The sequence below is a fragment of the Streptomyces sp. RLA012 genome (assembly GCF_056270325.1).
Genome location: NZ_JBWDPA010000002.1, coordinates 2,299,236 through 2,313,984, shown reverse-complemented (window position 1 = coordinate 2,313,984; position 14,749 = coordinate 2,299,236). Strand labels below are relative to the sequence as shown.

The 14,749-nt window shown below is 71.1% G+C and carries 11 protein-coding genes and 1 pseudogene; 11 read left to right on the top strand and 1 reads right to left on the bottom strand.

Annotated features, from left to right (window positions below; translation table 11 throughout):
* The first annotated feature begins 74 nt into the window (after positions 1 to 74).
* Positions 75 to 1,880 (top strand): gamma-glutamyltransferase, encoded by a 1,806-nt coding sequence (ggt, locus tag RV986_RS10875; protein ID WP_475917185.1) that lies wholly within the window; start codon positions 75 to 77, stop codon positions 1,878 to 1,880.
* 106 nt (positions 1,881 to 1,986) lie between these two features.
* Here the strand turns inward: ggt and map are convergent, their stop codons facing one another.
* The gene (gene map, locus RV986_RS10870; RefSeq protein ID WP_475917184.1) at positions 1,987 to 2,754 is read right to left on the bottom strand and encodes a type I methionyl aminopeptidase; all 768 of its coding nucleotides are present in this window, start codon (positions 2,752 to 2,754) and stop codon (positions 1,987 to 1,989) included.
* A 32-nt stretch (positions 2,755 to 2,786) separates the two neighbouring features.
* On the opposite strand from map, the gene RV986_RS10865 reads away from it, so the two are divergent.
* The 10 genes and pseudogenes from RV986_RS10865 (at position 2,787) to RV986_RS10820 (ending at position 14,728) form a co-directional block, all read left to right on the top strand.
* Positions 2,787 to 3,083: a helix-turn-helix domain-containing protein gene (locus tag RV986_RS10865; RefSeq protein WP_475917183.1), complete on the top strand. Its 297-nt coding sequence runs from the start codon at positions 2,787 to 2,789 to the stop codon at positions 3,081 to 3,083.
* Between the two features lie 56 nt (positions 3,084 to 3,139).
* A complete protein-coding gene (locus tag RV986_RS10860; protein WP_475917182.1) occupies positions 3,140 to 4,972 on the top strand; it encodes a hypothetical protein in 1,833 nt (610 codons plus the stop codon).
* A gap of 202 nt (positions 4,973 to 5,174) precedes the next feature.
* Positions 5,175 to 6,017 (top strand): nitrilase-related carbon-nitrogen hydrolase, encoded by an 843-nt coding sequence (locus tag RV986_RS10855; protein ID WP_475917181.1) that lies wholly within the window; start codon positions 5,175 to 5,177, stop codon positions 6,015 to 6,017.
* Positions 6,014 to 7,297 carry an aspartate aminotransferase family protein gene (locus tag RV986_RS10850; RefSeq protein ID WP_475917180.1) on the top strand — a complete coding sequence of 428 codons (1,284 nt, stop codon included), beginning with the start codon at positions 6,014 to 6,016 and terminating at the stop codon, positions 7,295 to 7,297. Before RV986_RS10855 ends, RV986_RS10850 begins: the two co-directional genes overlap by 4 nt.
* Before the next feature lie 112 nt (positions 7,298 to 7,409).
* The gene (locus tag RV986_RS10845) at positions 7,410 to 8,972 is read left to right on the top strand and encodes a PucR family transcriptional regulator (RefSeq protein ID WP_475917179.1); all 1,563 of its coding nucleotides are present in this window, start codon (positions 7,410 to 7,412) and stop codon (positions 8,970 to 8,972) included.
* A 145-nt stretch (positions 8,973 to 9,117) separates the two neighbouring features.
* Complete coding sequence (locus RV986_RS10840) at positions 9,118 to 9,960, top strand: nitrilase-related carbon-nitrogen hydrolase (protein WP_475917178.1); 843 nt, start codon at positions 9,118 to 9,120, stop codon at positions 9,958 to 9,960.
* A gap of 142 nt (positions 9,961 to 10,102) precedes the next feature.
* On the top strand, positions 10,103 to 11,506 hold the full coding sequence (gene hydA, locus RV986_RS10835) for a dihydropyrimidinase (protein WP_475917177.1): 1,404 nt from the start codon (positions 10,103 to 10,105) through the stop codon (positions 11,504 to 11,506).
* An 18-nt stretch (positions 11,507 to 11,524) separates the two neighbouring features.
* Positions 11,525 to 12,547, top strand: a complete 1,023-nt coding sequence (locus tag RV986_RS10830; RefSeq protein WP_475917176.1) for a TIGR03842 family LLM class F420-dependent oxidoreductase — start codon at positions 11,525 to 11,527, stop codon at positions 12,545 to 12,547.
* A 164-nt stretch (positions 12,548 to 12,711) separates the two neighbouring features.
* Positions 12,712 to 12,921: pseudogene (locus RV986_RS10825) on the top strand (nitrate reductase); the annotation flags it as partial.
* Between the two features lie 259 nt (positions 12,922 to 13,180).
* The gene (locus RV986_RS10820) at positions 13,181 to 14,728 is read left to right on the top strand and encodes an NCS1 family nucleobase:cation symporter-1 (RefSeq protein ID WP_475917175.1); all 1,548 of its coding nucleotides are present in this window, start codon (positions 13,181 to 13,183) and stop codon (positions 14,726 to 14,728) included.
* Positions 14,729 to 14,749 lie beyond the last annotated feature (21 nt).

Here is a 14,749-nt window from a genome sequence, read left to right as displayed (position 1 = left end):
GTGTTCGAGGGGGTCCTGACGGGAGGGCGGCGTTGAAGTTACGCTGCGCGGACGGCTGTTGACTGGAGGTAGGGATGCGTCGCCCTGTTGCGCGGAATCTGGCGGTCTTAGCGGTTTCGGCCGCGGTGGTGTCGGTCGGCGCGGCGGCGCCGCCGCCCACCGCCGCCACCGCGGCCACCCCGGCGAAGGTGCCGGTCGCCGTCGGCTACGGCGGCGCCGTGGCCAGCGTCGACGCGGACGCCACCGCCGCCGGGATCGAGGTCCTGAAGAAGGGCGGCAACGCGGTGGACGCGGCGGTCGCCACCGCCGCGGCCCTCGGCGTCACCGAGCCCTACTCCTCCGGTATCGGCGGGGGCGGCTACTTCGTCTACTACGACGCCAAGTCCCGTACGGTGCATACGATCGACGGCCGCGAGACGGCGCCGCTGACCGCCGACTCGGGGCTCTTCCTGGAGGACGGCCGGCCGCTCGCCTTCGCGGACGCCGTCACCAGCGGACTGGGCGTGGGCACGCCGGGCACACCCGCCACCTGGCAGACGGCACTGGACAGCTGGGGCAGCAAGCGGCTCGGGACGGTGCTGAAGCCCGCCGAGCGGATCGCGCGCGAGGGGTTCACGGTCGACGCGACCTTCCGCTCGCAGACCGAGTCCAACCAGGCCCGCTTCAAGAACTTCCCCGACACCGCGAAGCTGTTCCTGCCCGGCGGCTCGCTCCCGGCGGTCGGCGCCACCTTCACCAACCCCGATCTCGCGCGCACGTACGAGGAGTTGGGCAGGAGGGGCGTCGGCGCGATCTACCACGGCGAGCTCGGCAAGGACATCGTCGCCACCGTGAACAAGCCCCCGGTGGACCCGAGTTCGGGCTACAACGCCAGACCGGGCAAGCTGTCGGCGAGGGACCTGGCGGCGTACGGGGCGAAGAAGCAGGCGCCGACGAGGACGACGTACCGCGGACTCAAGGTCTACTCGATCGCCCCCTCCTCCTCCGGTGGCACCACGGTCGGAGAGGCCCTCAACATCCTGGAGCGGACCGACCTCGCCAAGGCGAGCGAGGCCCAGTACCTGCACCACTACATCGAGGCCGGCCGGATCGCGTTCGCGGACCGGGGGCGCTGGGTGGGCGACCCGGCGTTCGAGGACGTCCCCACGAAGGAACTCCTCTCGAAGAGGTACGCCGACTCGCGGGCCTGCCTGATCAAGGACGACGCCGTGCTGACCAGCCCGCTCGCGCCGGGCGACCCGCGCGACCCGGCGGCCTGCGCCACCGGCGGAACCGCCGCCCCGACGACGTACGAGGGCGAGAACACCACCCACCTCACGGTCGCCGACAAGTGGGGCAACGTCGTCTCCTACACGCTGACCATCGAGCAGACCGGCGGCAGCGGCATCACCGTCCCGGGCCGCGGGTTCCTCCTCAACAACGAGCTGACGGACTTCTCCTTCACCCCGGCGAACCCGGCCGTGCACGACCCGAACCTGCCGGGTCCGGGCAAGCGGCCGCGCTCGTCGATCTCACCGACGATCGTGCTGGACCGGCACAACGAGCCCGTGGTGGCGCTCGGTTCGCCCGGCGGAGCGTCCATCATCACGACGGTGCTGCAGACGCTGACGGAGTTCGTCGACCGGGGGCTTCCCCTGGTCGACGCCATCGCCACGCCGCGCGCCAGCCAGCGCAACGCGGCCCAGACCGAGCTCGAACCGGGCCTGTACGACAGCGCCCTGAGGGCCCAGCTGGAGGCCCTCGGCCACTCCTTCAAGGTGAACCCCGAGATCGGCGCGGCCACAGGCGTCCAGCGCCTGCCGAACGGCCAGTGGCTGGCGGCGGCCGAGAAGGTGCGGCGCGGGGGCGGGGCGGCGATGGTGGTACGACCGGCGTCGTGAGGTCGTAGGCGTATACCGCCGCAGGCCGGCGCGTGGCGCGGGCGCCGCGCGCCGGATCGGGTCCACCGGGGGCGCGCGGCGGGGCCGCGCGCGCGGCGCGTTCGCGTCAGCGTGCCGTCAGGATGCGGGGGCCCGCGTCCGTGATCGCCACCGTGTGCTCGGCGTGGGCCGCGCGGGAGCCGTCGTCGGTGCGCAGGGTCCAGCCGTCGGGGGCCGGGTGGTAGCCGTCCGTGCCGCCGCCGATGAGCATGGGCTCGATGGCCAGCACCATGCCGTGGCGGAGGGGCAGACCCCGGCCGGGGCGGCCCTCGTTCGGAACGGGCGGGTCCTCGTGCATACGACGGCCCACGCCGTGCCCGCCGAAGCCGTCCGGGATGCCGTACCCCGCCGATCGGCACACCGTGCCGACGGCGTGCGCGATGTCCCCGATGCGGTTGCCGACGACGGCCGCCTCGATGCCCGCCGCGAGGGCGCGCTCGGCGGTCTCCACCAGGCGTACGTCGGCGGCACGCGGCTCGCCCACGATGAAGCTGATCGCCGAGTCGCCGACCCAGCCGTCCAGTTCGGCGCCGAAGTCGATGGAGACCAGGTCGCCGTCCCGCAACCGGTAGCCGGTCGGGATGCCGTGCACGATCGCGTCGTTCACGGAGGCGCAGATGACCGCCGGGAACGGGGTGGGGGCGAAGGAGGGGCGATAGCCGAGGAAGGGCGAGCCTGCGCCCGCCTCGCGCAGCACCCGGTGCGCGACCTCGTCCAGTTCCAGCAGGGAGACGCCGATGCCGGCCGCTTCCCGTACCGCCGTGAGCGCCCGGCCCACGACCTGCCCCGCCTCGTACATCGCGTCGATCGACGTGTCCGTCTTGAGTTCCACCATGACAATTACTATACCGGTATTAGAATGGGGTCATGGTGCGTAACCCCCTGACCCCCGAAGAGCGCGAACGCGGCGAACGCCTCGGGCAGTTGCTGCGCGAGGCCCGCGGCGGCCGGAGCATGGTGGAGGTCGCGGCGACCGCCGGGATCTCCGCCGAGACCCTCCGCAAGATCGAGACCGGGCGGGCGCCCACCCCCGCCTTCTTCACGGTGGCGGCGCTGGCGAGAGCGCTCGGATTGTCCATGGACGAACTCGATCACAGGACCATGGGCGACCTGGGACACAGGACTCTGCGTCCAGTCCGAAAACTGCCTGTAGCCATTCCGTAACACGGAGGGTGTTTTCTACCGGACCGGAGTACTCCAGTCGGGCGGGGAGTTGTGTGATGGCTGTGGAACAACTCCCGGGACAGGTACGGGAGTTCGCGAGTTATCTGAGCGGGCTGATGAAACGGCTCGATCAGGACGGCGGTTGGTGCGGAGTCTTCTGGCAGCGCGACCCCGACGGGATGCGGGCCTGCCTGGACGGCTGGGAAGTACCGCCGTGGGACGTCGTGGAGGCGCTTCTCCATGACCTCGCCGCGGAGTACGGCGCCCAGATCGCCGGGCAGGAGGCCCGGCGGGCCCGGTCCCTGCACGGCGCCTCGCTCGCCGCGTACGACGCCCGGCCCGGTGGCCGGGACGCCCTCGGCGACCGTCTCGACGTCATGCTCCGCGAACAGCGCTACGCCGCGGAGCGCCAGGCCGAGTTGAACCGGCAGTTCCACGCGGCCGCCACCCAGGAGGAGGCCGACGCCGTCCGGCTCGACCTCGCCTGGGCCCACGACGACCACGAACGGGCCACGGCCCGCTGCACCGAACTCCGCCACCGCATGCAGGATCTGGACCGCCGCGCCCTGCGTACCCACGCGCCGGGCGCGCTCGACTTTTCGGGGGGTGCGGCCGGGGACGTCTTCCGGTCGAAGGAGCCGGCCGGGGGCGGTGGGCGCGAGGCCCGACGAGAGGCCGGGGAGCGAGCGCTTGAGGCAGGGGCCGAGGTGTCCGGAGCGGGGGCTCAGCACCGCGCGACGATCCCGGAGCGGACGGGCCCGCGCTCGCGCTTCGCGGACCCGGCGGCACCCGACCGCTCCGTGACCGCTCCCTCGGCCTCCCAGGGCTCGACAGCCGCCGCTGCCGCCTCCGGCGCCGCTGCCGCCCCCGTGGCACCTTCTGCGCCTTCTGCCCCTTCAGGGTCCTACGGCCCGGAGACCGCCCGTCCCGGCGCGTACGACCCGGCGGCCCAACGTCCCGGCGCGTACGACCAGGCCGGTGCCGGCTACGGGACGCGCGCCGGTGGTGACGCGGCCGCGCCCGTGCGCCTCGGCTCCGACGACGACGTCTTCGCGCCGGGCCGCCCCGGCTCCGGCGGCGACGCGTACGCCCCCGCCGACCTGTTCGACGATCCCCAGCCCCCGGCCCCTGCCCCCGCTCCTGCCTCCGCCCCTGCCCCCAAGCAACGCTCCAAGCGCCGCCCGCGCGGCAGCGCCCGCTTCGCCGGGATGGAGGCGCAGGCGGCCCCTGTGGCCGTCCCGGAGACGGCGCCGCCGCCCGTGCCCGCCCCGGCCGCGCCGACCGGCCGTACCCCCCGTGGCGCCCGTTTCGCGGGTGCCGCCGCGGAGCCGGCGCAGCCGCGGACGCAGGCCTTGGACGACGGCGCCCGGCGGGCCACCGCCGAGACCGTCCAGACGCTGATCCGGCTGCGCAGGGACGGCCGCAGCGGCGAGGCCCATGCCGTGCTCGTGGAGGCCGCGTACTGGCCCGCCGCCCGCTTCCCGCTGCTCGCCGCCGAACTGCACCGGGCGGGCCTCGACGCGGACTGGGCCAGCCTGCTGTGGGAGGCGGCCTCACTGCCCGCCGACCGGCTGGTCGGCGCCGCGGACGCGCTCGTCGCGGCCGGTCGCAGCGCAGACGGCCGCCAGATGCTGCGCCAGGGTGTCGTCCGCCCCGCGCCGGAGATCGGGACCGCCGTGCTGGCCCTGGCCGACGAGGGCCGCCGGCGTGAGATCCAGGCGCTGCTCGACGCGTACGTACGCGTCCGTACGCCGGAGGAGGCGGCCCGCAGTGTGGAGGCGGACCCGGCGCGTCTCGTGCCGTTGCTGCTGGCGGCAGCCAAGGGCGTCTCGGAGGAGCGCCACTGGGATCTGGTGCACGCCATCCGGGTGGCCGGTTTCACCGCCTGAGTCACCCGGGCAGTCTTTCCCGGACCCCCCGGCAGCTGTTCACCAGGTCAACCGCTCCCCCACAGGGGTGCGAAACGTGATCGACTCAGCGGGTTAACCCCGATGGTCTTGGCAAGGCTGTCCAGGGGGCTTACTTTCGAGCCTCTAAAGCCTTTGTCTACGGGCGTAGAAGCTCTCTGACGTCCCGTCGAAGGAGCAGCTCATGGCCAACGTCGTACGCGCCGCTCTGGTCCAGGCCACCTGGACCGGTGACACCGAATCCATGGTCGCCAAGCATGTGGAGCACGCCCGCGAGGCGGCCCGGCAGGGCGCCAAGGTGATCGGGTTCCAGGAAGTCTTCAACGCCCCCTATTTCTGCCAGGTCCAGGAGCCCGAGCACTACCGCTGGGCGGAGCCGGTCCCGGACGGGCCCACCGTCACTCGTATGCAGGAGCTCGCGCGCGAGACCGGCATGGTCGTCGTCGTGCCGGTGTTCGAGGTCGAGCAGTCCGGTTTCTACTTCAACACCGCGGCCGTGATCGACGCCGACGGCACCTTCCTCGGCAAGTACCGCAAGCACCACATCCCGCAGGTGAAGGGCTTCTGGGAGAAGTACTACTTCAAACCGGGCAACCTGGGCTGGCCGGTCTTCGACACCGCGGTGGGCAGGATCGGCGTGTACATCTGCTACGACCGGCACTTCCCCGAGGGCTGGCGGCAGCTCGGTCTGAACGGCGCCCAGCTCGTCTACAACCCCTCGGCGACCTCCCGCGGCCTCTCCGCCCATCTCTGGCAGCTGGAGCAGCCCGCCGCGGCCGTCGCCAACGAGTACTTCATCGCCGCGATCAACCGGGTCGGGCAGGAGGAGTACGGCGACAACGACTTCTACGGGACCTCGTACTTCGTCGACCCGCGCGGACAGTTCGTGGGGGAGACGGCCAGTGACAAGACCGAGGAACTGGTCGTCCGCGACCTCGACTTCGACCTGATCGAGGAGGTCCGCCGGCAGTGGGCGTTCTACCGCGACCGGCGGCCCGACGCCTACGAGGGGCTGGTGCAGCCGTGACCGACCTGTACGCACGGCACAAGGCCGTCCTGCCCGACTGGCTGGCCCTCTACTACGAGGACCCGATCGAGATCACCCACGGCGAGGGCCGCCATGTCTGGGACGCCGAGGGCAACAAGTACCTCGACTTCTTCGGCGGCATCCTGACGACGATGACCGCGCACGCCCTGCCCGAGGTGACGAAGGCCGTCAGCGAGCAGGCCGGGCGGATCATCCACACCTCGACGCTCTACCTCAACCGGCCGATGGTCGACCTCGCCGAGCGGATCGCCCAGCTGTCCGGCATCCCGGACGCCCGCGTCTTCTTCACCACCTCCGGCACCGAGGCCAACGACACGGCCCTGATGCTCGCCACCGCCCACCGGCAGAGCAACCAGATCCTGGCGATGCGCAACAGCTACCACGGCCGCTCCTTCAGCGCGGTCGGCATCACCGGCAACAAGGGCTGGTCGCCGACCTCCCTCTCGCCGCTCCAGACGCTGTACGTCCACGGCGGCGTCCGCACCCGCGGCCCGTACGCCGATCTCCGCGACGCCGAGTTCATCGCGGCCTGCGTCGAGGACCTGAAGGACCTGCTCGGCCACATCCGTCCGCCCGCCGCCCTGATCGCCGAACCCGTCCAGGGCGTCGGCGGCTTCACCGCGCCGCCCGACGGTCTGTACGCGGCCTTCCGCGAGGTCCTGGACCAGCACGGCATCCTCTGGATCGCGGACGAGGTGCAGACCGGCTGGGGCCGTACCGGCGAGCACTTCTGGGGCTGGCAGGCACACGCCGCGTCCGGCCCGCCGGACATGCTGACCTTCGCCAAGGGCATCGGCAACGGCATGTCCATCGGCGGTGTCGTCGCGCGCGCCGAGATCATGAACTGCCTCGACTCCAACTCCATCTCCACCTTCGGCGGTTCGCCGGTCACGATGGCGGCGGGGCTGGCGAATCTCTCGTACCTCCTCGAACACGACCTCCAGGGCAACGCCCGGCGCGTCGGCGGTCTGCTCATCGAGCGGCTGAGGGCGATCTCCGTGCCGCTCGACGGGGTACGGGAGGTCCGCGGGCGCGGCCTGATGATCGGCGTGGAGCTGGTCAAGCCCGGCACGGACGAGGCGAGCCCCGAGGCGGCCGCCGCCGTGCTCGAAGCGGCCCGCCGAGAAGGCCTGTTGATCGGCAAGGGCGGCGGTCACAACACCAGCGTGCTGCGCATCGCGCCACCGCTCTCCCTCACCGTCGCGGAGGCGGAGGAGGGCGCGGCGATCCTGGAGCGCGCGCTGCGGGGCTGCGTGTGATCCCCGGTCGGCCCGGCGCACGTCGTCCGGTGCGTGCCGGGCGGCGGGTGCCCGGCCGGGCGGCACACGCGGGCCCGGGTACCCGGTAGGACACCGAGCAAGGGAACGCGCCATGACCACCGCCACCGCCTGGGAACCCGCCCTGTCGGTACGCCAGGTCCTCGCCCTGGACCGGGTGCTCGCCGGAGAGCCCGAGGTGGTGGCCGGCGCGGGCCATCTCGACCGCGCCGTGCGCTGGGTGCACGTCGCCGAGGCCGCCGATGTGGGCGTCATGCTCAGCGGCGGCGAAATGGTGCTCACCACCGGGGTGTTGCTGGCCGGGAACCCGGACGCGCAGGCCGAGTACATCCGTTCGCTGCACCGCGCCGAGGCCGCCGCCGTGGTGCTCGGGCTGGGCCGGGCCTTCCCCGCGCCGCCGGACGTGATGCGCCGGGCCGCCGAGCGGTGCGGGCTGCCGATGGTCGTACTGCACCGCCCCTTCCCCTTCGCGGAGTTGACCGAAGAGGTCCAGTCCCGCCTCGTCCGCAGCAAGTTCGCGGCCGTCAGCCTCTCCGAGGCCGTACGGACGACGCTCACCGGGCTCATCACCTCGGGCGCGCCGCTGCAGCGGATGCTCGACGAGATCGCCGGGCACGCCGCCTGTCCGGTCGTCGTCACCAACCTCGCGCACCGGGTGCTCGCCACGGCGGGGGAGCGGTCCGCCGTCGACGATGTACTGCGCGACTGGGAGCGCATCGCCCGACAGGCGGGCGGCACCGAGGGCGACGGCTGGGTCCGCGCCGAACTGGGCGGCCGCGGCGAGCGCTGGGGCCGCATCGTGCTGTGCGGCTACCGCGGCGACGCCGCCACCGGACGGCTGCTCGCCGACCGCGCCGCCGAGGCCCTGGTCCTGCACCGGATGCTCGGCGGCTCCGCGCACACCTGGGAGGAGGAGTCCGCGCAGAGCCTGCTCATCGACCTGGTGAGCGGGGTCGTACCGGCCCGGCAACTGCTTCCGCGGGCCCGGGCGGCCGGACTGCCCGTCAACCGGCGGACCTTCGTGCCGCTGGTGGTGCGGGACGGCGATCCCGCCCAACTCGACCGGGTGCTACGGCTGTTGGGGCTTCCCGGGCTGGTCGCAGAGCTGGCCGACGGGTCCACCGCGGTGCTGCTCAGCCTGGCCCGCGACCAGGACGCGGAGGCGCTGGCCGCGCACTTCGCCGTACGGCTGCGGCACGAGAGCGGGGTCCGTACGACCGTGGCCGCCGCCCCGCCGCGTACCGCGTGGGACGACGTGCCCGGCGGTCTGCGCGAGGCGCTGCACGTCGCGGAGGCTGCCGCCGACACACCCGCCGACCAGGACCAGCCCGTGCTGGTACGGCTGCGGGACGTCCATCTGCGCGGGCTGATACGGCTGTTGCGCGACGATCCGCACGTCCAGTCCTTCGCCGAGCGGGAGTTGGACGGGCTGCTGTGCGGGGCGGACGCCGAGCCGGAGCTGCTGCCCGTGCTGCGGACCTACCTCGCGACCGGCCGCAACAAGTCCCGCACCGCACAGCTCCACCACGTCAGCAGGCCCGCGCTGTACCGACGTCTGGAGGCCATAGAGGGCCGTCTCGGCGTCGACCTCGACGACTTCGAGCAGGCCGCGTCCGTACACATCGCACTGCTCGCGCACGATGCGCAACAACGGTGAAACACAGGACGACTCAGGTGAAACATGGGACTACGTGGGGGTGACACCGTGGAACGGCACAGCGCTTCAGACGTGACACGGTGCACCTCAAACCCACCCTCAGGGCTTCCTAGGCTCCTCGCACACCGAGCGACCGGAGGTCCCGATGAGCAGAGTGATCCGCGCCGCCGTCTTCCAGACTGCCTGGACGGGCGACAAGGAGTCGATGATCCAGGTGCACGAGCAGGCGGCCCGCGACGCGGCCGCGCAGGGCGCACAGGTGCTGTGCTTCCAGGAGCTCTTCTACGGGCCCTATTTCTGCCAGGTCCAGGACAAGGCGTTCTACGAGTACGCCGAGCAGATCCCCGAAGGCCCGATCGTCCGGCGCTTCCAGGCGCTGGCCAAGGAGCTGGGCCTCGTCCTCGTACTGCCGATGTACGAGGAGGAGCAGCCCGGCGTCCTCTACAACACGGCCGCCGTGATCGACGCGGACGGCTCGTACCTCGGCAAGTACCGCAAGCACCACATCCCGCAGGTCGAGGGCTTCTGGGAGAAGTTCTACTTCCGTCCCGGCAACGTCGGCTGGCCGGTCTTCGACACCGCCGTCGGCAAGATCGGCGTCTACATCTGCTACGACCGGCACTTCCCGGAGGGCTGGCGTGCGCTGGGCCTCGCGGGCGCCGAGATCGTGTTCAACCCGTCGGCCACCTCGCGCGGGCTGTCCGCCTATCTGTGGCAGCTGGAGCAGCCGGCGGCGGCCGTCGCCAACGAGTACTTCGTGGCCGCCATCAACCGCGTGGGCGTGGAGGAGCTGGGCGACAACGACTTCTACGGAACGTCGTACTTCGTCGACCCGGAGGCCCAGTTCGTCGGGGAGGTGGCCGGCGACAAGGAGACCGAACTCGTGGTCCGCGACCTCGACATGGCCAAGCTGCGCGAGGTGCGCGACCGCTGGCAGTTCTACCGGGACCGCCGTCCCGAGGCGTACGAGCCGCTGACCGCGCCGTAGCCCCGGCGGCGCCCTGGAGTCCGCCGGGCTTCCCGCGCCCCCCGAAGGGGCGCGGGGCTGTGGCATCGCGCGGCCCCGCCGCGTGGGCGCGACCAGCCACGAGTGACCCGCAGTTTTCAGCGCACGGCAGGAGAGAGGGAGCATGAGCAGTCGTACCGTCATCCGTAATGGCCTCGTCATCACCGCGTCCGACGAGATGCACACCGATGTCCTGATCGCGGACGGCCGGGTCGTCGCCCTCGCCGCGACCGGCACCCCGACCGCCGAGTCGTGGACGGCCGAGCGGACCATCGACGCCACCGGCAAGTACGTCATCCCGGGCGGCGTCGACGCCCACACCCACATGGAGCTGCCCTTCGGCGGCACCTTCGCCTCGGACACCTTCGAGACGGGCACCCGGGCCGCGGCCTGGGGCGGCACCACCACCATCGTCGACTTCGCGGTGCAGAGCGTCGGCCACTCGCTGCGCGAAGGCCTCGACGCCTGGAACGCCAAGGCCGACGGCAACTGCGCCATCGACTACGCCTTCCACATGATCGTCTCCGACGTCAACCAGGAGACGCTCAAGGAGATGGACCTGCTGGTCCAGGAGGGCGTCACCTCCTTCAAGCAGTTCATGGCCTACCCCGGCGTCTTCTACAGCGACGACGGCCAGATCCTGCGCGCCATGCAGCGCTCCGCCGAGAACGGCGGCCTGATCATGATGCACGCCGAGAACGGCATCGCGATCGACGTCCTCGTGGAACAGGCGCTGGCGCGCGGCGAGACCGACCCGCGCTACCACGGGGAGGTCCGCAAGGCGCTGCTGGAGGCCGAGGCCACCCACCGGGCCATCAAGCTCGCGCAGGTCGCGGGCGCTCCGCTGTACGTCGTGCACGTCTCGGCGCAGGAGGCGGTCGCCGAGATCGCACGGGCGCGCGACGAGGGCCTGAACGTCTTCGGCGAGACCTGCCCGCAGTATCTGTTCCTGTCGACCGACAACCTCGCGGAACCGGACTTCGAGGGCTCGAAGTACGTGTGCAGCACGCCCCTTCGGCCCAAGGAGCACCAGGCCGCCCTGTGGCGGGGCCTGCGCACCAACGACCTCCAGGTCGTGTCGACGGACCACTGCCCCTTCTGCTTCGTGGGCCAGAAGGAGCTCGGCCGGGGCGACTTCTCGAAGATCCCCAACGGCCTCCCCGGCGTCGAGAACCGCATGGACCTGCTCCACCAGGCCGTCGTCGACGGGCACATCTCGCGCCGCCGCTGGATCGAGATCGCCTGCGCCACCCCGGCCCGGATGTTCGGCCTGTACCCGAAGAAGGGCACCATCGCGCCGGGCGCCGACGCCGACATCGTCATCTACGACCCGCGCGCCGAGCAGGTCATGTCGGTCGAGACCCACCACATGAACGTCGACTACTCGGCGTACGAGGGCAAGCGTGTCACCGGGCAGGTCGAGACCGTGCTCTCGCGCGGCGAACCGGTCATCACCGAGCGGGAGTTCACCGGACGCGCGGGTCACGGCGTCTACACCCCCCGCTCCACCTGTCAGTACCTTCTCTGAGCGACTAGGAGTGGCGCCATGGACTTCGGACTCGTCCTGCAGACCGACCCCCCGGCCTCCCGCGTCATCGACCTGATGAAGCGCGCCGAGGGCAACGGCTTCACCTACGGCTGGACCTTCGACTCGGCCGTGCTGTGGCAGGAACCCTTTGTGATCTACAGTCAGATCCTCGCGAACACCGAGAACTTGACGGTCGGCCCGATGGTCACCAACCCGGGCACCCGCACCTGGGAGGTCACCGCCTCCACCTTCGCGACGCTCAACGACATGTACGGCAACCGCACGGTGTGCGGCATCGGGCGCGGCGACTCGGCGATGCGTGTCGCCGGACGCAAGCCCAACACCCTCGCCCGGATCAGCGGCGCGATGAAGGTCATCCGCGCCCTCGGCCGTGGCGAGGAGGCCGATCTCGGCGGCACCGTCATCAAGTTCCCCTGGGTCAGGCCGGGTGCCGAACTCCCGGTCTGGATGGCCGCGTACGGTCCCAAGGCGCTGAAGATGACGGGCGAGGAGGCCGACGGTTTCATCCTCCAGCTCGCCGACCTGTACCTCACCGAGTACATGGTCAAGGCCGTGAAGGACGCGGCCGTCGAGGCGGGGCGCGACCCCTCCGAGGTGAAGATCTGCGTGGCCGCGCCCGCGTACATCACCGAGGACGACTCGCCGGAGGCACTCGCCCACGCGCGTGAGCAGTGCCGCTGGTTCGGCGGCATGGTCGGCAACCACGTCGCCGACCTGGTCTCCAAGTACGGCGAGCACTCCGCCGCCGTACCCGAGGAACTCACCGACTACATCAAGGCACGCGAGGGCTACGACTACTCCCACCACGGGCGCAGCGACAACCCCGACACCAAGTTCGTGCCGGACGAGATCGTCGACCGGTTCTGTCTGATCGGCACGGCCGAGCAGCACATCGAGAAGCTGAACGCGCTGCGCGAGCTGGGCGTCGACCAGTTCGCGGTGTACGACATGCACGACGCGCAGGAGACCGTGATCGACGTGTACGGGACGAAGGTCATCCCCGCCGTCAACGGTCACTGACACCGCAGTAATCACCGCTGGGACAGCGGCCGTCGAGGCCTTGTCCACTCTCCCCAGTACCCCCCTTCCCGCCGTCCCGGGAAGGGGACCGGGGCGCTCCCCGCGCACCCCCCCACGATGCCCGCACGGCCTTTCCCGTCACTCCTCACTTGATTGGCCTGCCCATGACCGAGACTGTCCCCAGCGAGGGCCCGCCCGTCGCTCAAGTCACGCTCGCCGACGGCCGGGTGGAGATCGCCCCCGACGCGCCCGCACCCAGCGGCCCCTACGCCAACGAGGACCTGCTGCCGGTCCCGGTGGAGAAGCGCACCTGGACCACGTACAACTTCTCGGCGCTCTGTGTCGCGCAAGAGGAGACACGAACATCGGCGTGGGGTGCTGACCTGCGGGTTCGTGGGAGTGCGCGCCGGACGAGAGGCGCAAGGTGCGGTTCGTCCGGGTTCAGCCTGTCGCTGTGGGCTGCTGTTGCGTCCGGTTGAGCCGGTTCCTGCGGCCTCGGCCCCCCTTTTCCGCGAGACAGCACCAGGGACTGACTGTCGTCCCGCTCCGTCGTATGCCTCCGAGGGCCCGGTGTCGAGCCCTCGGGAAGGTCACGTTCCCCCGCACGAGACTCCGCGAACCGAGGTGGCTTCGATGTCCTCCAATGCACCGTCAAGACCCGATGCCTTCACGATGCAGCAGACCTATCCCGATGGGCGAGTCGCCCTCGCCGAGGGGGTCGTCCTGGACGACGCCCGGTTCACCAACGACGACCTGGCGCCGGTGCCCGTCGAGATACGTACGTGGGGTGTCTACAACTATTTGAGTCTTTGGGTGGGGATGGCTCATAACATCCCGTCCTGGACCCTGGCCTCCGGGTTGGTCGCGCTCGGCATGGACTGGAAGCAGGCGGTCTTCACCATCGGGCTGGCCAACCTCATCGTGCTGGTGCCCATGCTGCTCACGGGGCATGCGGGGACGAAGTACGGGATCCCGTTCCCGGTGTTCGCGCGGGCGTCGTTCGGGCTGCGGGGTGCGAACCTGCCGGCGCTGATCCGGGCGGCGGTGGCGTGTGCCTGGTTCGGTATCCAGACCTGGATCGGCGGCGAGGGGATCTTCCTGCTGGCCGGGAAGCTCTTCGGCGGAGGTTGGCAGACCGCCGGTCATGTCGCCGGGCAGCCGTGGACGTTGTGGCTGTCGTTCGGTCTGTTCTGGGCGTTGGAGATCGCCGTCATCGCCCGAGGGATGGAGACCCTGCGGCGGTTCGAGAACTGGGCGGCGCCGTTCGTGATCGTGGGCGCGCTGGCGCTGCTGGTGTGGATCGCGGTGAAGGCGGGTGGGTTCGGTCCGCTGCTGTCGCAGCCGTCGGCGCTGGGGTGGGGGAGCGGCTTCTGGAAGGTGTTCTTCCCGTCCCTGATGGGCATGATCGGCTTCTGGTCCACGCTGTCGCTCAACATTCCGGACTTCACCCGCTTCGGCGGCAGCCAGCGCGCGCAGATCCGGGGCCAGGCGCTGGGGCTGCCGACGACGATGACGCTGTTCGCGCTGCTGTCGGTGCTGGTCACCTCGGGTTCACAGGCTGTTTATGGCGTGCCGATCTGGGACCCGATCGCGCTCGCCGCGAAGATGGACAGCGTTGCGGGGACGCTGTTCGCGCTGTTGGTGGTCCTGGTCGCGACCCTGTCGGTGAACATCGCGGCGAACGTCGTCAGTCCGGCGTACGACCTGGCGCATCTGGTGCCACGGTTCATCAACTTCCGGACCGGCGCGCTGATCACGGGTGTGGTGGGGATCGTCATCATGCCGTGGAAGCTGATCGCCAACCCGCATGTCTACATCTTCACCTGGCTGGGCGTCGTCGGCGGTCTGCTCGGCACCGTCGCGGGCATCCTCATCGCCGACTACTGGATCATCCGCCGCACCCACCTCGCCCTCGACGAGCTCTACCGCCCCGCCGGCCGCTACTGGTACACAGCCGGCTGGAACCTTCGCGCCCTCCTTGCCCTCCTCGTCGGTGGCGTCCTCGCCATCGGTGGCTCCTACTCCACCGTCGACGCCCACGGCACCGCACAGGGGCCCTTCCCTACCGACGGCCTCATCCCCTTCCTCAAGCCCCTCGCCGACTACGGCTGGGCCGTCGGCCTCGCCTCTTCCCTCCTCCTCTACACCCTCCTCAGCCTCGGGTCGCGGACCAGGGTCTGACAGCCCCCGCAGCCGCCCCTG

Bases quoted from the DNA above. Each gene is read 5' to 3' on its own strand.
- ggt (WP_475917185.1), top strand. From the start codon at position 75: ATGCGTCGCCCTGTTGCGCGGAATCTGGCGGTCTTAGCGGTTTCGGCC.
- map (WP_475917184.1), bottom strand. From the start codon at position 2,754: ATGGTGGAACTCAAGACGGACACGTCGATCGACGCGATGTACGAGGCG.
- RV986_RS10865 (WP_475917183.1), top strand. From the start codon at position 2,787: ATGGTGCGTAACCCCCTGACCCCCGAAGAGCGCGAACGCGGCGAACGC.
- RV986_RS10860 (WP_475917182.1), top strand. From the start codon at position 3,140: ATGGCTGTGGAACAACTCCCGGGACAGGTACGGGAGTTCGCGAGTTAT.
- RV986_RS10855 (WP_475917181.1), top strand. From the start codon at position 5,175: ATGGCCAACGTCGTACGCGCCGCTCTGGTCCAGGCCACCTGGACCGGT.
- RV986_RS10845 (WP_475917179.1), top strand. From the start codon at position 7,410: ATGACCACCGCCACCGCCTGGGAACCCGCCCTGTCGGTACGCCAGGTC.
- RV986_RS10840 (WP_475917178.1), top strand. From the start codon at position 9,118: ATGAGCAGAGTGATCCGCGCCGCCGTCTTCCAGACTGCCTGGACGGGC.
- hydA (WP_475917177.1), top strand. From the start codon at position 10,103: ATGAGCAGTCGTACCGTCATCCGTAATGGCCTCGTCATCACCGCGTCC.
- RV986_RS10830 (WP_475917176.1), top strand. From the start codon at position 11,525: ATGGACTTCGGACTCGTCCTGCAGACCGACCCCCCGGCCTCCCGCGTC.
- RV986_RS10820 (WP_475917175.1), top strand. From the start codon at position 13,181: ATGTCCTCCAATGCACCGTCAAGACCCGATGCCTTCACGATGCAGCAG.